Here is a 26,900-nt window from a genome sequence, read left to right as displayed (position 1 = left end):
GCCGTACTCAACGTTGTCTGGTCGCTCGTTGGCGTTCTTTCAGGTGATCGTATCACGGTAGGTCCAGCACCGGTGTGGGTTCTTTTTGGCGGGTCGTTTCTTTTGCTTACGCCAATCTTCTATTACTCGTTGTATCAAGAAACACGCTCGGTTCAGGAATTGGATCACTCTTGGAACCCGACTCCGTGGCTCTGGGTCGGTGGCGGGGCCGTCTTTTCCGTAATCGGTTCCGTCCTGTTCCTGAATCCGATGACCCACTATATTGCTGGGCTGTATGCCCTACAACGGTTTCGGAAACGGAGCCGTCCTCTGTAACATTTTCTCCCGGCTGATATGTATATTTCATCAACTAGCTATTTCACAATCGAAGTTATCTAAAACGGATTTCAATAGAGCTCGGGGAAAAGGAAATACGGTACCAGTGACTCACTGTGATGTTTCCGGGATGAAGTCCCCGAATTGGATGACTAAATCCTCTACTGAGAGGGCGTAGACGGTCATCTCGACACCTTTTCTGGAATACCACGTGTCTGCTACCTCAACGAGGTCGGCTTCGCAGAGGTGATCAAGGTGATACTTAGCATTCTGGATGGACGTGTCGATAGCCTCTGCGATGTCTGAGGCCGTTGCTGGATCGTCGTCAAGCGTCGCCAGTATCTGCTGAGCAGTGTCCGAAGAGACCGCTTGGAGCACGTCAGTCTGCCGCTCGTTGGCAACGACGACGTTCGTTCGTTGACGGGGCGTGTGATCGACAGGGGTGTGGTAGGGGAATGCAGTTGGCATCGGTATTGATTGGTGTGAGTTATCGTCCAGTGTAGCTGGTTACGCGGTCGTCGAGTTCGAGTGTCCCGTCACGCCAGCCAATATACGCAACTAGTACCAGCCCGCCGATGATGGCGAAGCCGACGAAGACGAGACCCTCTTCTCCGACCCAACGCGATGGGCCAATGATGTCAACGGCGAAGAGCTCGGGCGTCTGCTGTGAATGTCCCAGTCCGAATATCGCGCTTTGTGTGAAATTATAGAACACGTGAAATCCGATGCTGAGAGCGAGCTCCCCGGTCAGAACGTATACTCCACTCAGTACCAGCCCAGCGATCAGGTAGTACCCATACTGGCTGAAATGCGTTATTTTCCCGCCGTGTAGAAACGCAAACACCAGCGTACTGAGCGTCACCGCGAGTCCCACAGCCATCCACCGGGGAACGAACCCATTCGAGCCCTCCGCAAGATTCGTCACCATCGCACCACGCAGAATAAACTCCTCCCACGCGGCTGCGAAAGCGATATACCCGAACACGATACCCATCGCGGGCACGAACGGCAGATCGCCGGAGCCGTGCATTACGCCAACGAACGTGGCCCAGCCAGTACCGAGGGACACAATGAGTGCACCACCGTTGATTGCCGTGGCGACAAGCCCTCCAACAGCAAACGAGTGCCACCACTCTCGGTCGAACGAGAGTCCGAATCCGTTTACGGGGCGTCGGTCGATGACTCGTGCACTGAGAAGAACTGCACCGATGAGGATGACGGCGATGCCAGTCAGTTCGAGTAGTTCTCGTACTGGATGCTCGAATCTGGCCCGTATCGCGGTCTGGAGAATTGCAAGGAAAATAAAGGTCAGTACCGTCGGCAGGAGCGCACGGAACGGTGCACGCAGTCGGCGTTGTTCAGCGTTCCAGATCGGCCAGAGAAGTTGGAGGAGCCTTTGACGTAGAGTGGTCGGTAGTATGCGGTTAACCGTCGATCGTAACGACATACACGACCCAAGAAGACGGATACAAGTAGCAACCCAGGCACGGCTTCTGACCCGGAAGCTGTGGCGGGTTTTTTACTTGTACCCGAATCTGGCATACATATGGACGAGGACGAGGATGCTGTCCTGGCGGTACTCGACGATGAGTACGCCCGAGAAATCCTCGCTCACCTCACAATTGAACCGATGTCAGTTGATGAACTCTGTACGGCCTGCGAGATGTCCGATGCAACGGCATACCGCCGTCTTAACCGGTTGCAGGAAGCAGACCTCGTGACCGAACAGCAGGAACTTGATCCCGACGGTCACCACTACAAGCGGTACGCAGCCATTGTCGAGACCGTCACTGTTACGTTCGCTGATGGGGGCTACGAAGTAGCAGTGACACGTTCGGCTACCGATCCTGCCGATCGGTTCACAGATCTGTTCGAGGGGTTGTCCTGAAATGTTTCTCTTACAGCTGGATGCGACTGGGACAGCCCCGTTCATAGCGATCGGCGTGCTCGTCCTCTCGGTGGTCTCGGTAGTGCTTTCACTGACTATCGCCGTGGTTCTGATTCGTGGCTACCGTCAAGGACCGGCTCACCGCGGGATGCTTTGGCTCGCAGTCGGTCTCATCTTCTTGATAACGGTCCCAGAATTGCTTCGCGTGGGGTTACCGACGGCAACCGACATCGGGACCGTCGGTCGGTCGATACTCGTCAGTGGCTGTGAGCTATTCGGACTGGGGACGATCCTGTGGACCGTGTACGGAGGTGAGATGCGATGATAGCAGACAGTTTGCTGATAATGGAACCGCTTAGTGTTGTTTCGATAACCCGTAGTGTGACTGCTCTCGTTGGACTGTTTGTCGCTACGCTGGCCTATCGTGGGTACAGACGCAATGGCTCCGCGAAGATGCGGGCGCTTGCCGTCGGTATTGGTCTGTTAACGGCGGGTGTTTATGTGGCTGTTATGCTCGCTGATATGACTGGAGCAGGGAACGGGATTGTCTTGCTCGTACGGGGTCTCGTGACTGTTATCGGCTTGTGTGTCGTGCTGTATGCTATTATTCTGACATAGTAGTTTCTGTTACCGAGGCTCAAATCAATATGGTGAACTACTTTTCGAAAGGTGATGGAGGAGCTCTTCAGTTACTTCCTCACGTTCAAAATGTACCCAGTGTGATGCGTTGGGAAACATCCGTAGCTGCCCGTTTTCGCAGTAATCGACGCTCATTCTAGCCATTGAGGGAAGAAGTGCTATATCATCTTTCCCCCAACAAATCAATGTCGGCTGGGTAACGGTGTCGTGAGATGGGTTTTCCGATCGACGAAACCCACGATACCAGTTTATGCGTGGGTGAACCCCAGTATGCCGCCAAGCTGCACGGTAGCGTTCAATAGTTTCCTCGTCGAACGTGCCAGGATTTGATGTTACCTCAAGCGATGCAACCATATTGTCCATATTGTTCCGACTCAGCATCCATTCGGGTAGCTTCGGTAACTGATACAACCAGACGTACCAGCTCCGGGCAATCTGCTGAGGGCTAGATTTCAACGTATCCCAATACACTGTCGGATGTGGAACGTTTAAAATCCCGAGCCGATCAACGATGGATGGCTGACGGAGTGCTACGTTCCAAGCGACGAATCCGCCAAAGTCGTGTCCAACAACGTGTGCCGATTCCCGACCCTCGCTGTGGATCAATTCGCAAACGTCGGCTGATAGTTCTGATAATCTGTAGGCCTCAACTCCGTCGGGAGCTTCGCTCAGATTACAGCCTCGCTGATCGGGAACAATGACACGGAAACCGGCTTCAACCAGCGAAATGATTTGGTCGCGCCAGCCGTACCAGAAGTCAGGGTGCCCGTGCAGTAGGATGACGAGTGGAGCATCAGGATCGCCGGCCGTAACGATATGTAGCTGGACGTCGTTAACGGTACGATAGATGGATTCTACATCGTAATCGGCTAGCAACGATGCATCTGTATTCGGGAGTATTTTTGTAGCTGACATTAGTAGCGGCTTGAAGCGATAATCGTGTTCGGAATCTGTGCTACAACCATAGAACCGCAACCTGGTGTGGCTGAAAATACGTTACGTAGCTGAATACGATGATTGCCCCATCTATGGGGCTACTTTTGAATACACAAACAGATCTGACCCCGAATCGGCTGACAGAGTTTGTGGCGAATCGATCGACATTGCTTATTCTCAGAAATGGATGGTATTCAAGCTCCGTCAATGAACCATTTCGTTAAACACACGTTCTTCGACTTTTCGAAGGTGTTCACCGACCGTTCCAGGAGTGATTCCTACTACCTCGCTAATGTCCTCAAGTGATGCTTGCCGAGGTTCGCTATAATAGCCCAAGTCAACTGCCGTCTCAAGGATTTCTTCTTGCCGGGAGGTAATCATCCTGCTGAACGATGATCCGTTAGCCTCGTAATCACCTGTTTCAAGGATTTCGAATGTAATATATTCAACATTCTCGACGTACTTATACAGTTTTTTGAATATCTCGTCGGTCCCCAAGTACGTCACTTTGAGATGATCATCAGCGGTGAAACGAATCGGCGTGTCGATTACCAGCAGTGATTCTCGTTGCAGTTCCAGCGCCCGACGAACCGCTTCCGTCGGTTCAAATTGGCTCACAGCCATCCAACGGTCTTCTCCCGCAGTTAGATAACTAATGACGTGGGGAGAATTCTCCATAATCTGTCTGTACCGTTCCTGACTGCCGCTTGCCTCGGCAAACAACAGCACGGTATCATCAGCGAGAAGCTCGACGTAGTGAATGGCTCGCCGCTTGATGGAAGGGGCATCCGTCAGCTCACCTCCAAGCGGATGGAACGCACCATCTCCGCTTGGTTTGACCAATACCGTGAGATAGCGCATATACCGACGTAGAGCGTGTTGGATTAAATCACCACGGATGCCTCTATTTATACACCACCACTAGTGAGGCAGCGTGCCTACCGAACTGCAACGTGAACTGACACCTGCTGGAAGATGCAACGGCAACAACGCTCGACCGCCCACCGGTTTGTAGATGAGGCGGTTACGGCCCTCCCCGACGACGCCGTCGTCAGCTATGAATCACACGAGAACGCCCCCGCAATCGTAATCCGAGCCGACCGAGTTCAGAGCGTCCTCTCGACGCTTCGCTTGGAGTTAGGATTTGACCACTGTTCGTGTGTGACCGCCCAAGAGTACGAAACTCGTTTCGAGACGATATATCATCTCACAAGCTACGACGACCGGACGCAAGAACTGTCGGTTGTTGTCTCAACAACGAAGGATGATCCAGTTACTGAGTCAGCCGCGCCGGTCTATCGGACGGCTGAGTGGCACGAACGGGAGGCGTACGATCTCGTTGGCATCAAGTACGAGGGTCACCCGGACTTGCGTCGGATTCTCTTGCCGGAGACCTGGCAGGGGCATCCGCTGTCGACGAACTATAATCAGAATCAACCTCAGATCGTGCCGCTAGATGAGCACGCCAATCCAATCAAGAATGACAGTCGGCAGGGTGATACGATGTTCATTAACATCGGACCACACCATCCCTCAACCCACGGCGTGCTCCACCTGGAAGTGGTCTTGGATGGCGAGCAAGTCGCCGCGGTTGAGCCGGATATCGGGTATATCCACCGGTGTGAGGAAAAAATGTGCCAGCAGGGCACCTATCGCCATCAGATTATGCCGTACCCCGACCGATGGGACTGGGGCGGAGCGGGCTTACTCAACGAATGGGCATATGCTCGCGTCATTGAGGACCTAGCCGACATCGAGGTTCCGGAGTACGCCCAGATCATCCGGACGATGAGCGCCGAGTTGTCCCGTATCCTCTCGCATTTGCTATTCATTGCGATGTACGCACTGGATATCAGCGGTGAATTCAATGCCACCTTTATGTACGGATTCCGGGATCGGGAGATCGTCCAAGACCTCTTAGAGGAACTGACCGGTCAGCGGATGATGTTCAACTACTTTCGGGTTGGCGGCGTCGTCTGGGATATTCCCGAGCTGCGCGATGAGTTCTTCGAGGATGTACGCGCCTTCACTAGCGACCTGCCACAGAAACTCGAGGAGTATCACGATTTGTTGACAAGCAACGAGATCCTCCAGCTGCGTTGTATTGACACCGGTGAGTTGCCGCCGGAGAAGGCAAAGCACTACGGGGCCACGGGACCAGTTGCTCGCGGCTCCGGCATCGACTACGATCTCCGGCGGGACGATCCATACGGCTACTATGACCACCTCCAATGGGATGTCGTTACCGAGGACGGTTGTGATAACTTCGCTCGTGTGCTCGTTCGGCTACAAGAAATCAATGAATCGGCAGCCATCGTCGAACAGTGTGCCGATCTCCTTGAAGATTGGCCGGAAGCAGATCGAACCTGTCAGGCTAATGTGCCGCGGACGCTAAAGCCGTCCGGCGAGTGCTATAGGGCCGTTGAGGGTGCCAAGGGTGAACTCGGAATTTACATTCGTGCGGACGGCACCGAGACCCCCGCACGGTTTAAGATCCGCGGACCGTCGTTCTCGAATTTGTCGGCACTTCCGGTGATGGCAGAGGGTGAGTACGTTGCCGATCTCGTCGCCACTCTCGGGAGCCTCGACACAATTATGGGAGAGGTGGATCGGTGACGATACCCGATTCGACGCTGTGGGGAGGAAACTCCGACCAGCAGGTAACCTGGATCGACTCCGCTGAGGCGCAACTCCTTGACTTTGAGAGAGAGGGGACGCTGCGGAAGATGTTTCCACAGAACCTCGCGTTCCCAGACGACAGCTTTGACACGGTGATCTCAACGCTGTCGAGGTGTATGCTTCAGGGCCGTGTCCTGCACCCCAAGAGATCCTCCGTGTTTGTGGGATCGTCGTCACGCCGGCAAACGCGGCGCGAAAATTATGATGTGACCGAGAAGAAGAGGCTCCACCATCAAGATGTAAGGCAGTTATCAGGCTATTAAATAACTGTTTGGACGAAGTATTGTGATGTACAAGGTATCTCTGCTGTAACCTCTCGTTCACATCCACACAGAACGTTTCACCTACAGATCAGGGCTTCGGAGCTTCTTCGATCATCGTGAATAACCGGTTACACAGGGTGTCATAGAAGAGCTGTCACGGTGTTTATTCCACGATATTCATAGCCGAGTCAGCCATAAGAATCTGCTTGCGTATCTACCGAATTACGGTAGTCATTCTTGGTTGCGGTAATGGGCAGCGAACAGTTCCACGAAGATCCCGGTAACAGGGATAAGCTGAGCTACCGTTCCGTTGAGTTCGCTCATCGGAGTGAATAGATATGAAGCATAGCTGAAGCCACCGAGTATTAGCAGACAGCCTGCGGCCGAGGTCAGCATATCCTCTACTCCGTAGAGGTAGAACCGAGTGATACCCCAAAGAACGAGACATACCGGAACACTCCATTTGGCCACAGGCAGAAGCTGCGGATACAGCGTCAGCATACCAGCTGCGAGACTCATACCACCAAGAACACACAAAAGACGCCCAATAGGATTTCTCCAAATTTTATCGATCGGCTGACTAACGCTCATAGGCAAATATGTCCACGGTTTACGTTAAGTGTACTCTCTGTACGCACACGCCCCTTCCCGTTCTACTCACCTGTGTCGCCTGCTTCTCGACAAAGGGCTCGCGGTTCCGATTCCGTGGACACGACATTGTGAGGGGTGACTCCTGGCTAAGACGTGAATTCGTAGGATGCGATACTGAGACGAATCGTGATAGACCCGTGCCGCAGGTAGCAGTACCCGGTGATGATCAAATACCCACCGAGAAAGAGCGGAATAGTAAGGTACGGATCAAGTGATTGGATCTGGACTGGTCCGCCGGAGACGCTGTGTTCGACCTGAAAAAACGTTGGCACGGCTGCGTTCGGGGTACCGAAAAAGAGGTTTGCACCTGCCAGATTGAACCCCATATGGAGTCCAATCGGTAACGCCAACTCTTCCGTAAGAAGATACGTCCAGCCAAACAGTCCACCTAAGATACCGGTCATAACGAGCGTGTAGATGAGAGAGTGTGGCCCAGGATTCGAACCGAAGGGTCCGTGAAAGATCCCGAAGACGAGTGAACTACAAAACCACGCCCCCAAGACTGCGGTCTTCGGAGACGTTCTTTGAGCCAATCCCTCGGCAGCGTTTTTCAAAAAGATCCCTCGAAACAATGTCTCTTCCCAGAATCCGAGGAGTATCCATCCGATTACGACGACTCCGATTACAACGCCAAGAGAATCAGCAGTGCCTGCTGACATCACATCCACGATCGTCACTAGCCCTTGTTGATACGCAAATAAGAACCCAAGTCCCTGAAGTCCGATTCCAAAGATAACTCCACTGATTGCGTCGGTTCCCCATCGTAGCGAGAGATCGAAGCCATAGTCCGACGACTGCCGGTGGTCCAAGTAGCGACTCAAAACCGCGAGTGCAAGGAGCACACCGAAAACAGCGAATAGTTGTACGGTCGGCAACACTGCCCAATTGGGAATTTCTACGCCTAGCTGCTGAATAAGAAACAATCCACCGAAACCACCGCCGAACGTCAGGAGTAACCCAGTCAGTAGTCGCCACGTTGCTCTGACCCGGTCGTCGTGACCGCCGTGAATAAGCCGGCGAACAGCACGAAATGATTCATCCATACTACCACGCTATATAATAACTGATTGTTGGGTGGGTATCATAGATCGTGGAACTCACCATCGGGAGCGTGCGAGCGCAAAAGGATGGCAATCGAATCTGCGTCATACCTTAGCTATTGACGATGGGGGGTGATTGCTCAGGCTGTTTACCAGCCAGCCAACTCCCGACTCGCGCCCCTATTTCTCCGACAAGCGCAGCAATGCCGAATCCAAGACCTGCGACGACGATAGTGAAGCCGATCGTAAGCAGCGTTGCGCCCGTCAGGAACCACGCTGGGCCAGCCAATCCAGATGTGGCTGTGAGAATATCGAAGAGGATCCAGAGTATCGGGAGTCCGCCGACCATCCCAACTCGGATCCCTACTCCGTGACTCTTAGCGCCTGCTCGCCTGACCAGATAGCCGGCGAGAATCCCGCCAAACAACACTGCTCCGAACGATAGTTGAGATCCTGTTTGCCAGTAACTGAAAGCGGTGAATGGGAGAGATGCCAGGCCACCGATCAAGGCGTACTTCCATCGCGTCATTTGGGGTTGGGACAGACGATCAATCGCGGGCATAGTGTCTGTTAGGCGTTTTCGGATCGTAAAGCTGAGGAAGAGTAAAACTCCAATTGAACCGTCTCAAATGAGCGCTTAGTAACATTACCACCAGATATGGCTCTAAATTCGATTCTTCAGACACGATCCGTCCGAAATAGATGATCGCTGAAGAGTGTGTACTGAACGATTCCTGTGTAGGTGTTGAGAAGTCTTCTATGACACCCTCCGAGTCAGCGAGTGTGAGGGACGATCGCCGAGAGCCGTTGGCATCAACTCGTTCGTGTCGACTTCTAGCCTGCTTGAGTGTCGTGTCGGCGCGTGATTCGGTGTGAGTGTTCCGTCCGAGATCACGGCTGTTTTGCAGACCGAACGAGGTCGACAGGTTCGTGCGGCGTTCGCTGGACTCGGAATCACTGTTGGTGCGTTGCTCGCCGGATTGATCGGCGTCATTTCGATGGGCGGTCTCGTCTCACTGTTTGATCTCACCGAGTCTCCAGTCGTTCGCGTTCTCCAAGGGAACTACATTCAAGTCGGGTTCGCTGGCGCGTACTTGGTCCGGCAGGGTGATTGGAACAGGTATGTCAAGATCCGAGGGCCCACATTTGAAGACATCGACTGGATCGTGGGGCTGCCGCTTCTCTTTGCAGCACAGGGGATGGTTCTTCCCCCGATACTGGCTGCGGTGGGACTCCCGCATCCACAACCCGGAACTGGAATGGAGGAACTCGCGTTAGAAACACGGCCCTTGCTTTGGCCGATCGCATTCACCGGGATGTATCTGTTTGCTGCACCGGCTGAGGAGTTGGTCTACCGCGGACTCGTTCAGGGCCGGCTTCGCGCTGCATTCGATACGCTCGGTGTCGTGATCCTCGGTGGGCTGCTGTTCGGCGTGATGCATTTCCTCGTCGGACTGATGACCCAGGGTGTGAGCTTCGGTGGCAGTCTCTACTGGGGAATTGACACCGTAGTCCCTGGATTAGTGTGGGGATATGCGTACGAACGCACGGAGAATCTCCTAGTCACGGTGGTCACACACGCGATGGCATGGACCGTTGCACTTCACGAGATCGTGCTCTATGTCCTTCGGATTTAGTCGTACGAATGCCATCCTTCGACTACGTCGTTCGGCCCGGATTCGCTGATTCAGGTATATATCGTCTGAAACAGCTGGTCGCTAATCCGAAGTCTTTCATCGGTAGTGTGTCTATAATTCCCGAACAGAATTCTCATCGGTGAAATGATGGTACAGGCTACTTCCGACACGGATGACGTCACAATCAAATGGGAATTTGACGTGACTGATTCTCTTCTCTTACAGACTCTCGCGTATGTGAGTCCCAGTATCTTCGGTGGTGTCGCTATACTGGCTGGTGGGTTGTTACTCTGGTTAGTCGGATCGGCGTTGCTGGATGGTGACCTCGCTCGTGCAGTCGGGGTCGTCACCTTCGCGGCACTGGCGCTGCTTTCTCGTCGCTATCTCCCGGCATTACTCGATACGAATGTCACTGACTCCTTGTGGAACCGCTATTCGTGGCGAGGGCTCGCCATCGGGAGCGTCGTTGGCGCACTCGTCCTTCTTGGAAGCACGCAGTTGCATCCTATGGCACCGTTCGCGGTGTTCATGGCCAGCTGGGTGCCGGTCGTCCTCACCGCAGCGTTTCCGACGAGTGGGTATGCTGACCGGGCGGAGGGAACGCTCGTCATTGACGATACTGAGGTACCGCTTGAAGCAGTCAGCGCATTTCGGGTGGTTTCCATAGACACGTTTGTACTCTGTTGGCTCTCATATACGCGAGGCGTTCCGACTGCACCCCGTATTATCGTCCTCCCATCCAGCTGTTTAGATGTCGTGTCGAATCTGATTGAGACGGCTCCAGACGCTTCGAAACGAGAACACTCGACGATTGATCGAACGGAACGACTCATCGTCGGACTGTTCGGACTCGGTCTGATCGCTGTGGGCCCACTTCTTTGGCTGATTGTTCCGCCGGGGGATGGACAGGTTGTCGCGTTGTACGCAGGGGCGATGTTCGGACTTTTCGGGCTGATACTACTCTGGTACGCATACAGTGCTTGACCATCTCGGAAGGATCTATGAATCATCCGCAGCCGAAGTGACTCTGGAACAGCAGGGTAGGGCACCATCAGTTCTAACTTACGTCTCGTAAGTAATTCAATATGCCCTCCACAAGCACTGTACGAACAGATTCCAGCCGTAGCTGGGAGACGAATCTACACGGCATTCGTCGGCTTCCTCACCGGATGATGGCGTTCATCGTCACGATGCATCCGGTGGCCTGGGTCGGCTTATTCGTCGTGTTCCCGTTTGCGGTCCTCGGTTCGATAGCTGTCTTTGGCTCTTGGGCAGCCGTTGCGTATGTGATCGTCTGTGCGTGTCTATGGTTGATGGTATGGTTTTCGAGCGCGGGGTTCAAAACAAACCACTACCAGCTCGATTCCACGGATTGCACCCTGACGATCGAAACCGAGTTCGACGATCCCGAGACTGAACAGTTCGCAGCGGCGACCGGTACTGACGAACGGACCATCGACCTTGATGGGATAGACTCCCTTCGATTGATTTCGCTCGGGCCGATCGTTGCCGCTCGACTCCGCTACGGCTCATACACCCTCACAAAGCCGGAAGGGCTACTCATACCGCGCGGACAGCTTCGCGAAATCGCTGCCTGCTTTCGGTCCTGTGGCGTGTCGGTTCCCGAACTAGCACCTGGTGACCGTCCGACGCCGCAACACCGATCACTCCGTACAGTAGTTCGGATCGTAGTAACACCAGTTTTGATCGGTGTGCTCCCGATCTACGTCGTGCAGTTCCGACTTGGGATCGACGTGTGGCCATTTCTATTTGGGTTTGTGCTCGTCACCTGGGTCGTGATCGTTCGGCACTTCTCGGTCCGGTTCGGTCTTCGACCTGAGGGGACACGAGCACGCGACTGGCTACTTCGGTGGGTGATCGATCTCTTCGTCGCGGCGCTTGGGTTAACGGCCGTCCTCGGACTTTTCCTTCCCTTCGGACCGATATGAGGACCGATCTCGGAAATTAAATCTTCCACGCACGGGGACGAAATAATTCACTCTAGCTCCCAACTACGCACCCGTGCAGACAGATCAAATTCAGCGTTAACTACAGCACCCCCCTCGTTGCAAGCATATCCTAACATCACATCATCGGAGCTGAGTTGCTCAGCTACTCCTTTCATCATCTGTGCGACGCTTGTCTGTACGTCCTTCGCCAATGAGTCAAATTCTAGAATCACAAAGTTGCTCTCGGTTTCGTCAAGTGCCCGGCGTAACTCTCTCCCACCGACGCTGTACATCTTCTCGATGTCTTCTTCGTCGGTCCCCATCGCCAACAGGGCGGCCTTCACGATGTCTTCTGAACTGTCTGCATTGCGACCATCGACGACAACGATCGGCTCATCAAACTGCTTTCTGAATACTGCTTCACGCTGGTTCGGAGTTCCACCGTACACTTCCACGCCGTACCCCGTCGCACCGTGGTGAAACATATGTTCCTCACTGTCATCTAGGTCAAGCATCATTATGACACCACACTAGCAGAATTGTTCATATGTCGTTTTTGACCAGCTATTATTTTGTATCTTTCCCCCCATCTCTGAATAATCACAGATAGGAGCAGCCAGTCTGGAGACCACAATCTACCGGTGGCTATCGGCTCAGGAATCTTCTTCGAACACGCTAATAATCTCTTCTGCCGTATCACTGATCCGACTGAGCCGATCCCGAATTACCTCTGTATCGTCTGATATCCACGCGGCTAGGTATAACGACGAGCCGCTCGTATCGATCCCGCAGTATCGACCAACGATGTACGCGACGGCTTCAGCCTCGACTTCCCGTTTCGGCCGATCGATCTCGTCGTCGACGTCGGAGTGGAGCAGAGCGTGCGCATACTCGTGAATTAGTGTCTGCGCGAGGTCGGCGTCATTCTCCCGATCACGAACTTCGACAACGGCCCGGGTATCGCCGAAGCCTGTATGTTCGCAAATGCCCAAGACTTCGCCATACGACCAGTCCTCCTCGGGAACGATCTGAGCCGTCACTCCAAGCTTGTCGGCGACTGCCGATAGTTGAACGACGAGATCGCCGATGTCGCCGGTTGCTTCCGTATCGAGTTCTGGAAGAGGTTCCCCTTCAGTTTGTGAGACGTCGAATACCGGGACAGGTTTGAATCCAACAAGTCCCGTCGACCACTCTTCAGCAAATTCGAGGTGGAGCCCCCGACCTCAAGGAGCGAACGCAGTGAGCAAGTAGGTCGGGGAGGAATCCGATATGGGACGACACAACCGACAGACTGCGACCAGCCGACTCCCGAACGTATAAATACCGTAAGATACTCTCTGAAGTATGGACGTGCGTCGAACCGCCGTCGTGAAACTCGCCGTTTCCGACGAGCAACGCGACGCACTCCACCGAACCGCCGATCAATACCTGCACTGCGCGAACCGAACTGCTGACTACTGTTGGTCCGAAGCAACATACACCGAGTGCAAGACTAACAAGCGACAGGTCCGCGACGCACTCTACTCCGAACTCCGAGAGGAAACGGAGTTACAGGCACAACTCGTCCAAGCCGCGATTCGTCGAGCCGTCGAAGCCATCAAGGGCGTTGTCGAGCGATGGAAAAAGGGACAGCGCGTCTCATGTCCCACGTTCACCGCCGAAACAATGGACTACGACGCGCGGAGCGCAACCATCTACCGAAACAGGGTATCGCTGGCCACTGTTGAGGGGCGGGTTGAACCCTCGTTCGTTCTGCCGGGAGACAGCCCGACGCCCTATGAGCAGTATGTTCTCTCCGAGGACTACGAGTTCCGCGAGAGTACTCTACGGTACGATGAGGCGACTGACGAGTTTTACCTCAATATTTCGACCCGGCGGACTGGCGGTGACGACGCAGAGGTTCCTGCAGATACCGGGCACCCCGATCAAACGGTCCTCGGTATCGACCTCGGCGTCAACAATCTCGCCGTCTCATCGACCGGCACGTTCTGGCAGGGTGACGAGTATGACCATTGGTGTCGTGAGTTCGAGAAACGGCGTGGTGAGATGCAACAACGAGGGACACAAGCCGCGCACAACGCCTTGCTTCGACTCGGGAAACGGGAAGAAGCATGGCGGAAACAGTACATCCATACCGTTGCTAACGAACTCGTCACGGAAGCCGTCGAACACGATTGCGATGTGATCGCGTTCGAGGACTTGACCGACATTCGAGAGCGGCTTCCGCAGGCGAAATGGCACCACGTTTGGGCGTTCCGACGCCTGTACGAGTACGTTTCCTACAAGGCCCCTGAACAGGACGTCTCCGTGAAGCAAGTTGAGCCGAACCACACGTCACAACGGTGTTCACGGACAGACTGTGGGTTCACGCACGAGGACAACCGCCACGGGGAACACTTCGAGTGCCAAAAGTGCGGGTATGAGGTGAACGCGGATTACAACGCCGCAAAGAACATCGAGATACGGTACGCCCGGAAACGGACACACAGACTCCGTTCCTCGCCCACGTCGGGGGGCGGAGACGCACTAGTAGACGTGCGTGTGAATGGTGGGACGTTCACAAGAGCAGAGCTCTCGTGAGCCAACCAGAACGCTTTGCGTTCTGGTGACGTTGAACGGCAAGAGTCACCAGCCTATTGCTGACGACTGATTGCCGGGAGTCCACATCAAAGCCCTCCCCTCAAGGACCGAGGCGCGAAGCGCCGAGGGAGTAGAGTAGGGTAGTTTACGCGGTGTTTGGTCATTGCAGTCGCTGCTTTCGTGGTAGCTCCTCGAATTCCCACACTCTGGACACTGTTTCGTGATGATGGGTGCCCAGATCCAGATGGCGGATTCGCCTTCCTGGACGTGTCGATCGAACTCCTCTTGCCACGTTCGGTAGCCTGCTACCTTCGTCGCTTCTGGATATTGGCGCTTGATGAGGAGCGTGTTCCGATACGAGTAATCGTGGAAGCGACTTTGAACATCAAGCCATTCCTGGAACTCTTCGCTGGCCTGCGCGTCGTCGACGCCGGCGACGAGCTCGTCGATCCACTGTTCGATAGTACTGTGCATCTCGTCGGATCGCGTGTCGGTCTGGCTGAAGGAGACCGACGAGTCACTAGTCGTAGACATCGTGTTCTCCAAACCGTATCACGGCGATTCTTTCAGTTCAGAACGCGCCGCGCCCATCGCGGCGCAGAAAAATATCACCGATCGCAGGTGTGTCCGTGTTTCGTCGGGCAGCTGACCGTGATGAAGTGCTTGTGGAACTCGTTGAACCGTTCAACGTCGTTAGGAGCGTCGACCACGAGTGATATCTCCATTTGATAGCCTACCGGACGGTGAGGTCATCAGTTTCTTCGGAGCCAAAACAGGTGCCGTCACTCGCTCGTGAGAGTGTTGCGAATCAGATCGTGCTGGATGTTCCGATCGGGGAACAGTTTCTTGACCGACTCTGTTGAAGTTGGCTTTGTTGAAATCCTCAGTAGGAGATACGTTCTGAACCAGCTCCGGTCAGTACAGGTAAACTACTTACTAAAAGGGAGAGAAGTACGTGATATGCCGGGTCGGCCTTCACAGGCAAAACCACTCCAGTATATCGGCGCACTTGTTGCTCTCATTGCTCTCGTTGGATACGTCGTATTTGACTGGCGATTTGGGGAGACTAATGGAGTTCTCCCGCTTGTCATCGGGATCGTCTGTGTCGTCATCGCAGTTGGCTGGAAACTTTATCAGCGACTCTGATTTGCAACTGGCGGATAGATAGATTTGCACTCCTCAGCGACCGACTGTTTCAGTTGAGATCTGCCTGAAGAATAGGATTTCGACAGAGCCTTGAAATCCTATTTTTCGGATATATTCTCATACGGTTCCCGTTCTAATGAGTACGAATTAATCGCCCGTCTCTGCCTCTTGGCGGTATGCCCAGTATAGGAACAACCCGATGAACGATATTCCAGCGAGCCCGGCAAAGAGGTCTGACACGAATTTTGGGAGCGAGAGAACCGTTGCTGTACCCGTAATACCGTAAGCGAGCAATGCGGCGACCCCCACCAATATGAACGAGAGGCCCGAACGCGAAATCCGACCACTAAAGTACCCGTATCCGCCGATACCTGCTACTACAAGGCCGAAGATGGAAGCAGCGAATTGGAGTTCAGGACTTCCGAGCCAATCCATAAGGTATCGTCACTTCGCAGAATCGGTAAGTGTTCTGGCTGTATTGACCACAACTGACTATACTCACTAAATTCACACCGTGAGACCGCTTGACTGCCCCATACCTTCTCTACAAAACCGTGCTTCCACGGTGTTAACCAACAGATGAAGGTGAACTCCTCCGAATGTTGGTTAAACAGGTGCTAATTCTCATCCTCGGATATCGTCTCAATATCCCAACGACTGACTTTGTTACCACCGTCAAATTGGAAGTGAGGAGATTTTTTGTCGAGGTACATAATCATCTTGTATGGTCGTCCCGTTGGAGATGGGCTGGCGGCATCTGCTGTTCGAGAGTTGGCCAGTCGACCCGGAAGTGATGGATGCCCATCTCCCCGAGTCGCTTAGCTCGGACCGTCACGACGGGAACGCGTGGCTCTCGGTAATCCCGTTCACGAACACTGCCGTCCGTCCGAAAGGTTTCCCCCGATCGCTGGGCGTTCGACTCCCGGAGATAAACGTCCGGACGTACGTCATCCGGGATGGCGTCCCGAGCGTCTACTTCTTCAGCCTTGACGCGCAAGGACTTGCAAGCGTTACCGGCGCCCGCTTGTTCCACCATCTCCCGTACTATTACGCTCAGATCTCCCTAGCGATGTCTGACGGGCGTGTTCGGTTTGAGAGCCGGCGACGCCATCCCGGTGCTCGACCCGGTCGATATGAAGCCACCTACTGGCCGACTGGCGAACCATTCGAAGCGCCTGAGGACCCGCTGGCGGAGTTCTTGGTCGAGCGTTATCGCTTCTATACCGAAGCACCCGACGGTTCCATCCGATTCACTGACGTCGATCACGATACGTGGACCCTGTATCCAGCCGATGCGACCGTTGAAACTGATACGCTGGCACGGGCTGATGGCTTCGCTCGCCCAGACGCGGATCCGGTGTACTACTACAGTCCCGGGTTGGACGTCGTTACGTCCCGGAGCCAACGACCATCGGGAGAAGTCCAGAACGACCACTAATCTCACGGATTCCCCGGGTGGATCGATTTGAGGTGTGCAAACCCAGCTGCGACCAGCCAATCGTCCGTTAACGGTCTCCATATGACGCGGAATTGGTGCGTAGAGAACTGACAACTGCGGTCAGTCATCGCGGTTTTGTTGCCGAAGTCAGCAACGCATTTGGTTCTAGCAAGATATGTCCCGGATATTCGGATGGCTGTACTGGACGATCTCTCCGGGTTCGAGTTCGAGGACCTGATGGAGGACGTGTTCCGCAACCTCGGCTACGAGAACGTCCGACAGGCCGCGCGCACGGCTGACGAAGGACGCGACGTCATTATGGAGGAAGTCGTCGACGGGACGCGACGAGCGATCATCGTCGAGTGTAAACACACTGGGACGGTCGGTCGGCCGGTTGTCCAGAAGCTTCATTCGGCCATCGCAACGTTCGACTTCGACGGGCCAAAACGAGGTATGGTCGTTACTACTGGCCGATTTACAAATCCTGCCCAGGAGTACGCCCAGCGGCTCCAGCAAAACGACGACCCGCATCCCATCGAGTTGCTCGACGGCGAGGACCTCCGGGAGATCGCCGACGAGATCGGTCTCGATCTTTACAACGGACGTATTGAGATCCTTTGCGACGAAACGCTACGCCCCTACGACCCGGCGGCCGACGTCGACGCCCCGGTCGCGGAGGCGTTCCGCGACATCGAAAACATCGACGCAGGTGACGTTCCGACGCCATACTCGCAGGTGACGTTCCGCCCGGTAGTTGCGATCACCGCTGATACCAATGCCGTCTTCGAAACGTCGGTCGGCGTCATCCACCGGATCAACGACCGCACACAGTTCGTTGTCCACGCTGAACGCGGCCATCCGAAGGTGGCCGACGACGATGTCGCGACGCTAGTCACCAAGAACTTCCACGCGACGGTTCCCCTCGATACCGGGCAGTTTACCGAAGTATTCGACGACGTCGACGAACGGCGGTTCGGCCAGACCCAAACAGAGTACAAGGAGTGGGCTGTTGACCGCCTTCAGGACTACCACACGACGACGGTGACCTACACCGGCGACAATAACGTCACCTACAACAAGACGTGTGAACCGAATCTCTCGGACATATCAGTGCAATCGATTGAGCCGGTGTATCTACCTGAGGTTCGGCAGACAACGGAGATACAGGAGTATTCGTATCCGTACGAATACTATGCTGCTGGCCCCTCACGGGTCACTCTGGAGGACGGGATTCATCAGTGCGTCCACTGCGAGACGAGCGGCATCGACGAGACCTACACCTACTGTCCGAACTGCGGGGCGATCGCCTGCGACAGCCACATCAAGACCGAACGGCTCGAAGGGGAACCGGTCTGTACAGGCTGTGCAGTGACCGAACGGTTCGCGCTGAAGACGAAGTACTTCTACGACGAGAAGAATCTCGACGCGTTCCGCGAGGAGTATGCCGAGATGCCCCTCCACGAGAAGGCGATGGAGAATAAGCTGCTGGCTGTGGGAAGCGTGGTCGCGACGCTGCTGATCGTTGTCGGCCTCCTCGTGATTGGCGGCATCATCTAAGGCCGCACTCCGATCTGCCAGTCCTGCATGGGCCAGCGAGTCGATCCACACTCATATCCGTAGTACTTCCTCAGCGGTGTCGAACTGTATCTCCGTCGCGCTCGAGAATCTGCTTTGCAACCAGTCGGTCAATCGTTTCATCGACGGTGTTTTCCTGGTCGTCCGAAAGCGCTCGCACATTCGCAAGGACTCTATCTCGAAGTGCTTCGACGTTGTCGATCCCATCGTCAACAGCACCCAGAACGGTATATTCGACCTCGAACTCTGTCGCGAACTCTGCGATACGAGCGGTGAACCTGTTTGGAAGCCCCGACAGTGAATTCACCGCCATCTCGATCGTGAACAGGGGATGCGAGCGATCACGGATCTGCCGTGCTTCAGTCGTGCCGGTATTGAACGGCCGCTGTTCATCGATCTCGATGAGAATCGACTCGTAGTCCAGCCCACGCTGGGCGTATTTCCGCATATCTTCGATGTCGCGTCGACGGCCACTCGCTAGGTCACCGCCGGAAACCGCTTTAAGCAGGAACATATCCTCATCCGAGAGGATGAACGCTGTTACGTAACTCCCGGTCCAGAATTCTTCGGCCCGATCGCGCATCCGGGCGGTGATCCAGACTTTCCCGACGATTTGCTGTTCGAAGATATCGATCCGAAACCCGCGCTTGTCGTGATGCAATTCGACAGTTTTTCCGACGCCCTCGAACGACTCCGTTGGTTCGTCGACAACCGTGAATCCTTGTGATGTGAGGGTCTGGTAGACGTGTTCGAACTCAGAAACAACACCCACCGCGAGATCGATATCTTCGGTTTGGTCTTTCAACCCCCGGGCCGTCATCGCAGATCCGCCGAGGAGATACACCGTCACGGACTCCGACAGCCAGCTATCGAACTCCTCGAGGAACTCTTTGATCGCCTCGCCGCCCTTGAATACCGTCATACTACACCGTACTGCTCTTTAAGCGCCATATATTCTGATTCACTTGGAAGGACGACAGGGATCTCGTCCGAGTCCTCTACCCCTCCCTGCAGTGCCTGGTACATCGCAGCGACCGTGGATTCCAGATCGTACCACGTTGCGGTGTTTGTGAGCGTCTCCTGATCGATGTCCAACGCCTCGATCAACAGCATCGCATAGCTAACCCGGCGAGAGCCGCTATCGAGGACGAGCGTGTGACACACTACTTCGCACGGCGTGAGTTCCTCGTCGGGAGCATACCAGAACGCAGGCTCACCTGCAAGAAAGAACTGCAGCCCGTACTCCTCGAATCGACCGAGACCGGTTACCTGCCAATCAGGTGCGTCTAGTAGCGCGTCTGTATCCTCGGTGGTCTGCACGCGGACGAGTGTTCGTTTCGGGTCGCACCACTCGACAGTTGCACTCGGCGCTATCTCCCGGGCTCGCGTTCGGTGCTCGTGGATCACGACGGCCCGAGCGAACGACAAGAGCGGCGCGAGGTCGTCACTCACCGCGTATTCGGGGCCGGACGGGGACAGCATCGCCCGATTTTTGAGCGGCGACAGCGCCTTGTGAACGCCTTGTCGAGTAACCTCCAGTTGCTCTGCAATCTCGGAGACTCGACGGGGCTCGTCGAGAAACCAGCACACTCGAAGGGTAGCGGGTGAGAGGAGGTCAGCCCATTCAACGTGACTGAGATCCGACTGCAGCGTCCGGTACGCTTCAATAACCGGGTGGTCTGCGACACGGACTTTCCGTTGGTTGTTGGGCCCACGGCGTTCAACCAAGAGCCCCGCGTCCAGTAACTCATCAAGCACCTCGTAGATGTGTGCTTGTGAATAGCCGGTTTCAGTTGCGAGGGTGACTGGCGTCGCTTCGCGGCCGGTACTCAGCGCGTCGATTACGACGAGTCCGGCCTTTGAAAGCATCTGTATATACTTTAATCACCACTCGTATAAATACGTTTCTGGATTCAGGTTGACAAAATTTCATTCGGTAACGAGCTCTGCGAGTACGGTCTCTAGCGACCGTGGAATGGCCAGCTGGCCCGCTCGAAGGCTTCATCGGTCGGACCATCCCAGCGGGGGAATGCGGAGTGACCGCTCACTCTGACTGTCCCACTCTGGCGGCTCGTCGAACGGGCTCTCCATCGGGAGTTCCACGACGTAGAGGTATTCCTCGTCGCCGTGACTGCCGTCAGCTGGATCCTCGGCGCCGTGGCCAAGCAGAAACAGTGGCTGGTCGAGGTGCTCCAAATTGGTCGGCTCGATAAATCACGCTGGCTGCGCTGCGTCGATCGTTCGGTTTAGGTCACCATCCAGATACAGGTCGATCGTCGACAGCTTGTCGAGGGACACGAACGCCGCTGCCGTGTAGGCTGGACCTCTCTCGGCACGGGTCACCTCGAGGAGGTCCTTCAGATTTGCAAGATCCCGGAGGACGCTTGCCGGGTGCCCATCCGAATGGCGATACACCTGTACGACGCGGTCGGCGCTGCCATCTGTCTTACCGGTCTGTTCGACTCGTTGGATAAATCGGAGTTGACTCCGTGGCGACATCGATACTCCCCGGCGCGTGTGTGCCGACACCCATCGCCGGCGCAGAAATAACAGAACCCATTTCAACGCCCGTTAGGATCTTGGCTCTGTCGCGCTACGGCGGGACGGGAGTACGACGAACACCTCAAAAGAGGCTGTCAGCTCTATTGGGAGCTGCTAGAGGGGTGTCGGCGTCGCCAGTGCGAGTTGTACAGTCCGTTCGGTCCCGAATCGTCTGTTATGGGTCCACGGTGAGACCACCAGAGTAATACGATTCTCGCCGCTCTGTTGCCGAACGCAGGTGACGTCTGTCGGCCACCGGTAAGGTGCGTGCCGTGGGAACTGCTTTGTGACTGTTCCACGCTGTCGTGATGGGGTCAAGTGGCCGCCGTGAAGTCAATCGAATTCTCCTCGGGAGCGTCGCCGAAAAGACGATCCGAGCCGCTCCTATGCCGGTTATCACCATCCACGAGCAGTCGTAGCCATCTGCGTTGGCGTTCTGGTAAGTCTTCCTGTGCTTATTTACTGTGCGACTTGATAACGTGGTATGATGACACCGCTTGAGCTGACGCTCCGTCTGATCGCTGGGCTCACTCTCATCCTGACCAATGGCTTCTTCGTCGCTATCGAGTTCGCACTGACCCGGGCGCGACAGTTCAGCGAGCAAGAGTTCATTGATGGCACCCCGGCCCTCGAACGGGCGTGGGAGATGACGAACAACCTAGAGATCTATCTTACGACGTGTCAGGTCGGGATTACCGCATCCAGTATTGCTGTCGGGATCGTTGCTGAACCGGCACTAGCCGCGCTGTTCGAGCCGTATTTCGCTACTACACCGCTCGCGTCGATCGGAGCGGGTGCAATAATCGCATTCGGGATCATCAACCTCATTCATCTCACGCACGGCGAACAGACACCGACCTACCTTGGCGTCGAGCGATCTCGACTGGTGTGCCGGTACGGGGCGACGCCGCTGTACTGGTTTAACTGGCTCATCTCCCCGCTCATTACGCTTGGCGACTGGGTCGCCAAAGGCACGCTCAAGCTGTTCGGCATCGAGATGACCGGGGCGTGGCTGGAAACCGAAGAGGAGGTTCTCGAATCACGAGCCCAGCTCCGAAACCGGTTGCACTCGCTTCTGGAGGAGGGCGATGTTCCAGAGGAACGCCGCGACGAAGTCCTCGGCGCACTCGACATCGACGAGCTCTCGATCAGTGAGATTATGGTCCCGGCGGACGACATTATCGCGCTCTCAACTACCTGTTCGGTCGACGAGAACTTCGATCGTATCCGAAACACGCCCCACACCCGATTTCCATTGGTCGGGGAGGATCTGACCGACTTCCACGGAATTGTGTACGCACCCTCGATTATTGACCATTACGAGGACCTCGTGGAGGACACCATCTCCTTCACCGAAATTGCGGCACCGCCGATGACACTCGCGGCGGAGACGAACGTCAGCGACGCATTCGATCAGTTCCAGGCTGAGGAGCAGGAACTCGCGCTCGTCCTCGAAGATGGAGACGTCGTGGGGCTCCTCACCGCGACAGATGCCCTCGAAGCGGTGATGGGCGAACTTGAGGACCCGCTTGATCAGTAGGCATCGACCTGAACCGACTAACGTCGGCTCGAAGGTCTTGGAACGCTCCCTACCACACTTAGTTGAACTCGAGACTATCTGAGCTGTCTTTATCGAACTAACACAGATTCGAGGAGAAAGCCCACGACTTCAGTCGTGGGAGTAGTCACTGTACTCGTTCCATTCGAGGGCGTGCGGTATCTGTATTGATTACATCCGGATCAGAATATGTCACCTGAGAATGATTTCAGCAGAGCCTATGATCTCTTAATCGATGGTGTACCCTCGATATTGACGCAGAGCATACCGATATGAGCCATATGACACCCCTATCGTCAGCAGAAGGTACACACCCACGCTGACACTCAGTATAGGTGTTATTGAGATGTGACCGGTGAGGGTGTACCACGTCACAATTAGTCCGATGATTGTTCCGCCACCAACGATGAACAGATATCCCATCATTACCAGCGTCGAGGGGACGACTGTCTCGGTTCCCCAGAATTCGCGTTCTTCGTAGATCGGATACAATGCACCAATTCCGACGGCAAACAGAGCTGCTGCAAAACACATCCCAACGCCGACAACAGCAAACACGATCGCATATATTGGCGACGTGCCGAGCAGTCCCGAAGCGAGGGAACCGAGCACGGCAATCGGAATTCCGATGGCGAGACCAGCGACAACGCGTCCCCGCACCACCGTCCGGGTCTCGGTCGTAGTGAGCAAGAGGAGTGGTAGCTGCGGACGGCCGTCGCCGAGCGGATTCAGTCCGAAGGTCGCACCCGCGAGATACGTCCCGATCCCCACACCAGTTCCGGCAACGAGCGGTCCGAGCGCGTCGCCCGACGACTGGACCACCGTCGTGCCCAGCGGTCCGATGAAAAACAGAATCATCACGAGATGGCCGAGTTCTCCAGGATTCCGAACACCGCGAAGCAGGATTCCCCACGCGATACGCCCGGATTTTCGCCACGCAAACAGGCGTGGTGCCTGGAATCCGCCGGTGGATGTCGTCTCTGCTGGTGACTCGCTGGAATGGGGCCTGTCGGTGAACCACAATGTTGACGCCTGTCGCGTTGCAACTGCGAGGCCGATTGGCGTCGTCGCGAGCAGGATACCAAGGACGCCGAGTGCTGCCACCGATGTCGGCTGTTCGAGTCGTGTCCCCACGAACGCCAGCGCAACGTAGTCCGTCAATGGCGCGAACGTGAGTAGCTCGAGAATGGCGCGTATCGAGACGCCTTCCTCAACGACGTATCGTCCGACGAACTGGGATGCGATGACCAGGCCAAGCATCGCGACTACACCCCCCACTTTCAAAACACGGTGAATAGTGGGGAGACGTCGGAACACGCGCAAAAGAGCCAGTCCACAGGCGTAGCCCCAGGCGGCTGCCCAACAAACGATCGGGAGCAGAAGGAGGCCAACCGCGAGAAGGAGCGAGGGAGAACCGAGCCCGAGCGCGAACGTGAGGAACACTGCTCCCAGGGGGAGACCGAACCACACCGTAACGCGACCGACCTCTGCCGCGATGAGTCCTACGACGACTGCTCGAGGGTGTACCGTCGTCAACAATAGATCCTCCGTGTCACTGCTGCCGATCCGTTCCAACGTTCGAAAGAGTGCGAGAACGAGAATACCAACGGGTAATACCGTTGCAGCGGGGGCGAGATACGGAATTGTAGTGATGGATCGTGCTGTCTGCCCGAGAATGTACGCCGTCGGAAGGACAAAGATGAGATTACCACCGAAAAAGAGGACTGCGAAGCTCAGCCCGAGAAGCCGACGCTTGTTCTTGATCTGTCGTCGAACGCTCCGAACGAACTCGGCGCGTCCGATACGCACTCCGTGGCGAATATCGCGTCGAACGCTCATTTTGTCTCCGTGTTACTCTCGCTAGTCACTGCAAGGAACGCATCTTCCAGTGTACCGCTCTCGCCGGTCTCTGCGCGAGAGTGTAACTCTGCAGGTGTGCCCTCGGCGACGAGGTGTCCATCGAAGAGGACACCGACCTCATCGACGACTGCTTCGACGACCGGGAGGATGTGCGTCGAAAGGAAAACGGTCGTTCCGGCGTCTGCGAACTCGGTGATCGAGTCACGAATCCGGCGAGCTGCACGCGGATCGAGCCCCGACGTCGGCTCGTCCAGAAACAGAACGTCCGGATCGTGAATCACGCTCTGGATGAACGCCGTTTTCTGCTTCATCCCTTTCGAGTAGCCGCTGATGCGTCGGTCGGCATCGTCGACCAACTCGAACTGGTCAAGGTATTCGTCGATGCGGTCGCGGGCGGTGGATCGTGGAATATCCCGCAGGTCAGCGACGTACTCAAGCTGTTCGCGGGCGCTGAACTCCTCGTACAGCGGCGGGGTTTCGGGAAGATACCCGATGAGCGACGCGATGTCACGTCTATCGTCAACGGAGACACCACGGATGCTGACTTCTCCGGACGTCGGACGGGACAACCCGGTTAACAGCCGCATCGTGGTGGTTTTTCCCGCACCGTTCGGCCCGAGGAATCCATAGACTGTTCCCGTCGGAATGGAGAGCGAAACGCCATCAAGGGCGACCTCGGAACCATAGGTTTTCCGGATATCGGTCGCCTGAATGGCGATACCGTTCGTCGTGGAGGGCATAATGTCCTCACATTCGAGGGGGCATCGCCTAATCGTTGCGAACTCTTATTGGGCCCGCTGGACACGTGAGGTACTTCCGTTCACGGCAGCTCCCTGTCCGACCGATTGGAGCCACTCCGCGATGGCCGGGACTGGATCTGTTGAAATCCTCAGAAACGGATAACGGCGGCGTATAAGATACAGAGTGTGGGTCGACCGTGCGGTTGCACTCAATTATGACATCCTCCCCGGCGTGAACGGCGGGACTCTCGCGCTGTTTTAGTGCGAACACCGCGAGGAAGCTCGTAACGGCCACTACTTTTCTGGCTTGCCTGAACGGTGTCATCGCTACCGTTATGTCGGGAGTTTAATACAGCTATCTGGCAAATTGTCTCATATGTCCGAGTCATCTACTATCAACCCAGAAACTGCAGACTGGTTAACTCTCGACGAGGACGAAGAGATCGTTTGGTCTGGGAAACCCCATAAGAGTAGCTTAATCCCGTCCCTTGTCGTCGGACTGCCACTTTCCTTCATCCTTATTGGGTTATTCATCATCGCCGGGTCCTATCTCCAACGCGAGAATACGCAGTACGTTGTGACGACCGATGGGTTGTACACAAAGACGGGGGTTCTTTCACGTGACGTCCAGCGCATCGATTTCGGAAAGGTTCAGAATACCTCCTACAGCCAGGGATTCTTCGGCTCTCGATTCGGCTACGGAAACGTCGATATCTCGACCGCTGGAGGCTCCGGTATCGAGATGCAGTTCCGGTCAGTCCCCGACCCGCGCGAGATTCAGGAACTCATCAACAAACGTGTGAAGGGCAGTCGTGGTGAACCGACGACGGAATCAGGTGAAACCAAGCGTGACGTACTTGACGAGATCCTCGTCGAACTCACAGCGATCCGCTCTACGCTCGAAGCACAACAGGAGATTGCAGGAAATACGTCAGCTACGACGTCCAAAACCGGCACTGCGGCGCAGGAACAATCGACTGGTGAGGACGACACCAACGATGATGAGTTCGTGAGTGGCAACTCGGGAGCTGAGAACGCTACTGCCGACCACGAGTCGGATACTGAACGGTAGCCAGCTATGACGGAGTCGATCGACCCGGCTATTCCGCTTGGGGCCACCGAATCGGTAGCGTGGTCCGGCCGCCCGCGGATCACTACCATCCTTCCAGCAGTTGTGATCGGCGTTCTCCTCCTCGGCTTTGGGATCGTCGCCAGTGTTACTGGAGAGACCCCACTCTTCCTCGCAGTCGTTCCACTCGGAGTGGCGATCCCGCTCTGGAAGTATTTCGCTCTTCAAGGCGTACAGTACGTTGTAACGGACGAAGCACTCTACGTGAAACGCGGCGTTTTGACCCGGTCTGTCACACAGGCAAATCTCGAAACCGTCCAGAACAGCTCCTTTGGGCAGGATATCACGGGGTCGATCTTCGGATACGGCTCAGTCACGTTCGAAATCGCTGGTGGG

At 55.4% G+C, this 26,900-nt stretch carries 28 protein-coding genes and 4 pseudogenes; 16 read left to right on the top strand and 16 right to left on the bottom strand.

All coding sequences use genetic code 11. The features are described from left to right. Positions 1-426: 426 nt before the first annotated feature. The gene (locus tag BLV25_RS14820) at positions 427-783 is read right to left on the bottom strand and encodes an ArsR/SmtB family transcription factor (RefSeq protein ID WP_092734755.1); all 357 of its coding nucleotides are present in this window, start codon (positions 781-783) and stop codon (positions 427-429) included. A gap of 19 nt (positions 784-802) precedes the next feature. Next, positions 803-1,762 carry a CPBP family intramembrane glutamic endopeptidase gene (locus BLV25_RS14815; RefSeq protein ID WP_092734752.1) on the bottom strand — a complete coding sequence of 320 codons (960 nt, stop codon included), beginning with the start codon at positions 1,760-1,762 and terminating at the stop codon, positions 803-805. Positions 1,763-1,861: 99 nt separating this feature from the next. On the opposite strand from BLV25_RS14815, the gene BLV25_RS14810 reads away from it, so the two are divergent. From BLV25_RS14810 to BLV25_RS18260, 3 genes are read left to right on the top strand one after another with little or no spacing between them, the layout of a single operon-like run. Next, positions 1,862-2,203, top strand: a complete 342-nt coding sequence (locus BLV25_RS14810; RefSeq protein WP_092734749.1) for a winged helix-turn-helix domain-containing protein — start codon at positions 1,862-1,864, stop codon at positions 2,201-2,203. Between the two features lies 1 nt (position 2,204). After that, positions 2,205-2,528 carry a hypothetical protein gene (locus tag BLV25_RS14805; RefSeq protein WP_092734746.1) on the top strand — a complete coding sequence of 108 codons (324 nt, stop codon included), beginning with the start codon at positions 2,205-2,207 and terminating at the stop codon, positions 2,526-2,528. Continuing rightward, positions 2,525-2,821 carry a DUF7521 family protein gene (locus BLV25_RS18260; protein WP_092734743.1) on the top strand — a complete coding sequence of 99 codons (297 nt, stop codon included), beginning with the start codon at positions 2,525-2,527 and terminating at the stop codon, positions 2,819-2,821. Before BLV25_RS14805 ends, BLV25_RS18260 begins: the two co-directional genes overlap by 4 nt. A gap of 24 nt (positions 2,822-2,845) precedes the next feature. Here BLV25_RS18260 and BLV25_RS14795 read toward each other — a convergent pair whose 3' ends face one another. Both BLV25_RS14795 and BLV25_RS14790 read right to left on the bottom strand, forming a co-directional pair. Further along, entirely contained in the window at positions 2,846-3,757 is a 912-nt protein-coding gene (locus BLV25_RS14795; protein WP_092734740.1) for an alpha/beta fold hydrolase, read from the bottom strand. A gap of 225 nt (positions 3,758-3,982) precedes the next feature. After that, positions 3,983-4,639 carry a helix-turn-helix domain-containing protein gene (locus BLV25_RS14790; protein ID WP_092734736.1) on the bottom strand — a complete coding sequence of 219 codons (657 nt, stop codon included), beginning with the start codon at positions 4,637-4,639 and terminating at the stop codon, positions 3,983-3,985. A gap of 114 nt (positions 4,640-4,753) precedes the next feature. Between BLV25_RS14790 and BLV25_RS14785 the strand changes: the two genes are divergently transcribed. Together BLV25_RS14785 and BLV25_RS17690 are read left to right on the top strand one after the other, a co-directional pair. Beyond that, positions 4,754-6,394: an NADH-quinone oxidoreductase subunit D gene (locus tag BLV25_RS14785; protein ID WP_092734733.1), complete on the top strand. Its 1,641-nt coding sequence runs from the start codon at positions 4,754-4,756 to the stop codon at positions 6,392-6,394. Further along, complete coding sequence (locus BLV25_RS17690) at positions 6,391-6,720, top strand: hypothetical protein (RefSeq protein ID WP_092734731.1); 330 nt, start codon at positions 6,391-6,393, stop codon at positions 6,718-6,720. Before BLV25_RS14785 ends, BLV25_RS17690 begins: the two co-directional genes overlap by 4 nt. A gap of 231 nt (positions 6,721-6,951) precedes the next feature. On the opposite strand, the gene BLV25_RS14775 is transcribed toward BLV25_RS17690, so the two are convergent. The 3 genes from BLV25_RS14775 to BLV25_RS14765 form a co-directional block, all read right to left on the bottom strand. Beyond that, positions 6,952-7,311, bottom strand: coding sequence for a hypothetical protein (locus BLV25_RS14775; protein WP_092734728.1), 360 nt, complete (start codon positions 7,309-7,311; stop codon positions 6,952-6,954). A 146-nt stretch (positions 7,312-7,457) separates the two neighbouring features. Continuing rightward, positions 7,458-8,414 (bottom strand): CPBP family intramembrane glutamic endopeptidase, encoded by a 957-nt coding sequence (locus tag BLV25_RS14770; protein ID WP_092734725.1) that lies wholly within the window; start codon positions 8,412-8,414, stop codon positions 7,458-7,460. Between the two features lie 109 nt (positions 8,415-8,523). Next, the gene (locus BLV25_RS14765; protein WP_256335754.1) at positions 8,524-8,940 is read right to left on the bottom strand and encodes a DUF5518 domain-containing protein; all 417 of its coding nucleotides are present in this window, start codon (positions 8,938-8,940) and stop codon (positions 8,524-8,526) included. A 343-nt stretch (positions 8,941-9,283) separates the two neighbouring features. Here BLV25_RS14765 and BLV25_RS14760 point away from each other — a divergent pair, with 343 nt between their 5' ends. The 3 genes from BLV25_RS14760 to BLV25_RS14750 all read left to right on the top strand — a co-directional run bounded on the left by BLV25_RS14760 (position 9,284) and on the right by BLV25_RS14750 (position 11,997). Then, complete coding sequence (locus tag BLV25_RS14760) at positions 9,284-10,048, top strand: CPBP family intramembrane glutamic endopeptidase (protein WP_143114473.1); 765 nt, start codon at positions 9,284-9,286, stop codon at positions 10,046-10,048. 147 nt (positions 10,049-10,195) lie between these two features. Next, on the top strand, positions 10,196-11,032 hold the full coding sequence (locus BLV25_RS14755) for a hypothetical protein (protein ID WP_143114472.1): 837 nt from the start codon (positions 10,196-10,198) through the stop codon (positions 11,030-11,032). 188 nt (positions 11,033-11,220) lie between these two features. Then, positions 11,221-11,997: a hypothetical protein gene (locus BLV25_RS14750; protein WP_256335748.1), complete on the top strand. Its 777-nt coding sequence runs from the start codon at positions 11,221-11,223 to the stop codon at positions 11,995-11,997. 47 nt (positions 11,998-12,044) lie between these two features. Here BLV25_RS14750 and BLV25_RS14745 read toward each other — a convergent pair whose 3' ends face one another. Beyond that, a complete protein-coding gene (locus BLV25_RS14745) occupies positions 12,045-12,512 on the bottom strand; it encodes a hypothetical protein (RefSeq protein WP_143114471.1) in 468 nt (155 codons plus the stop codon). Between the two features lie 138 nt (positions 12,513-12,650). Then, positions 12,651-13,193 (bottom strand): annotated as a pseudogene (locus BLV25_RS14740) (DUF955 domain-containing protein); the annotation flags it as partial. A gap of 148 nt (positions 13,194-13,341) precedes the next feature. On the opposite strand from BLV25_RS14740, the gene BLV25_RS14735 reads away from it, so the two are divergent. After that, the gene (locus BLV25_RS14735) at positions 13,342-14,577 is read left to right on the top strand and encodes an RNA-guided endonuclease InsQ/TnpB family protein (RefSeq protein WP_092734706.1); all 1,236 of its coding nucleotides are present in this window, start codon (positions 13,342-13,344) and stop codon (positions 14,575-14,577) included. A gap of 150 nt (positions 14,578-14,727) precedes the next feature. On the opposite strand, the pseudogene BLV25_RS14730 reads toward BLV25_RS14735, so the two are convergent. Continuing rightward, positions 14,728-15,111: pseudogene (locus tag BLV25_RS14730) on the bottom strand (ArdC-like ssDNA-binding domain-containing protein); the annotation flags it as partial. A 312-nt stretch (positions 15,112-15,423) separates the two neighbouring features. On the opposite strand from BLV25_RS14730, the gene BLV25_RS16985 reads away from it, so the two are divergent. Next, positions 15,424-15,723 carry a hypothetical protein gene (locus BLV25_RS16985; protein WP_143114470.1) on the top strand — a complete coding sequence of 100 codons (300 nt, stop codon included), beginning with the start codon at positions 15,424-15,426 and terminating at the stop codon, positions 15,721-15,723. A gap of 147 nt (positions 15,724-15,870) precedes the next feature. Here the strand turns inward: BLV25_RS16985 and BLV25_RS14725 are convergent, their stop codons facing one another. Beyond that, positions 15,871-16,158: a hypothetical protein gene (locus BLV25_RS14725; RefSeq protein ID WP_092734703.1), complete on the bottom strand. Its 288-nt coding sequence runs from the start codon at positions 16,156-16,158 to the stop codon at positions 15,871-15,873. 289 nt (positions 16,159-16,447) lie between these two features. Between BLV25_RS14725 and BLV25_RS14720 the strand changes: the two genes are divergently transcribed. Together BLV25_RS14720 and BLV25_RS14715 are read left to right on the top strand one after the other, a co-directional pair. After that, on the top strand, positions 16,448-17,161 hold the full coding sequence (locus tag BLV25_RS14720) for a YqjF family protein (RefSeq protein ID WP_092734700.1): 714 nt from the start codon (positions 16,448-16,450) through the stop codon (positions 17,159-17,161). A 192-nt stretch (positions 17,162-17,353) separates the two neighbouring features. Further along, positions 17,354-18,718, top strand: coding sequence for a restriction endonuclease (locus BLV25_RS14715; RefSeq protein WP_092734697.1), 1,365 nt, complete (start codon positions 17,354-17,356; stop codon positions 18,716-18,718). 70 nt (positions 18,719-18,788) lie between these two features. On the opposite strand, the gene BLV25_RS14710 is transcribed toward BLV25_RS14715, so the two are convergent. The 3 genes and pseudogenes from BLV25_RS14710 to BLV25_RS14700 form a co-directional block, all read right to left on the bottom strand. After that, entirely contained in the window at positions 18,789-19,658 is an 870-nt protein-coding gene (locus BLV25_RS14710; protein ID WP_092734694.1) for a hypothetical protein, read from the bottom strand. Further along, entirely contained in the window at positions 19,655-20,605 is a 951-nt protein-coding gene (locus BLV25_RS14705; RefSeq protein WP_092734691.1) for a MarR family winged helix-turn-helix transcriptional regulator, read from the bottom strand. Before BLV25_RS14705 ends, BLV25_RS14710 begins: the two co-directional genes overlap by 4 nt. A gap of 60 nt (positions 20,606-20,665) precedes the next feature. Next, positions 20,666-21,235 (bottom strand): annotated as a pseudogene (locus BLV25_RS14700) (hypothetical protein). 338 nt (positions 21,236-21,573) lie between these two features. Here BLV25_RS14700 and BLV25_RS14695 point away from each other — a divergent pair. Continuing rightward, positions 21,574-21,696: pseudogene (locus tag BLV25_RS14695) on the top strand (universal stress protein); the annotation flags it as partial. A 68-nt stretch (positions 21,697-21,764) separates the two neighbouring features. Further along, complete coding sequence (locus BLV25_RS14690) at positions 21,765-22,817, top strand: CNNM domain-containing protein (protein WP_092734877.1); 1,053 nt, start codon at positions 21,765-21,767, stop codon at positions 22,815-22,817. Between the two features lie 246 nt (positions 22,818-23,063). Here the strand turns inward: BLV25_RS14690 and BLV25_RS14685 are convergent, their stop codons facing one another. Continuing rightward, positions 23,064-24,674, bottom strand: a complete 1,611-nt coding sequence (locus tag BLV25_RS14685; RefSeq protein ID WP_092734685.1) for a hypothetical protein — start codon at positions 24,672-24,674, stop codon at positions 23,064-23,066. Further along, positions 24,671-25,435 (bottom strand): ABC transporter ATP-binding protein, encoded by a 765-nt coding sequence (locus tag BLV25_RS14680; RefSeq protein WP_092734682.1) that lies wholly within the window; start codon positions 25,433-25,435, stop codon positions 24,671-24,673. Before BLV25_RS14680 ends, BLV25_RS14685 begins: the two co-directional genes overlap by 4 nt. Before the next feature lie 376 nt (positions 25,436-25,811). Here BLV25_RS14680 and BLV25_RS14675 point away from each other — a divergent pair, with 376 nt between their 5' ends. Further along, entirely contained in the window at positions 25,812-26,507 is a 696-nt protein-coding gene (locus BLV25_RS14675) for a PH domain-containing protein (RefSeq protein WP_092734679.1), read from the top strand. Positions 26,508-26,513: 6 nt separating this feature from the next. Beyond that, the coding region (locus BLV25_RS14670; RefSeq protein ID WP_092734874.1) for a PH domain-containing protein at positions 26,514-26,900 on the top strand (387 nt) is incomplete at its 3' end.

Origin of the sequence: Halopenitus persicus, from assembly GCF_900107205.1 — an archaeon.
GTDB classification, from domain to species: Archaea; Halobacteriota; Halobacteria; order Halobacteriales; family Haloferacaceae; genus Halopenitus; species Halopenitus persicus.
Note: the sequence above shows the minus strand (reverse complement) of the source record. Positions and strands in the feature narration are given on the sequence as shown.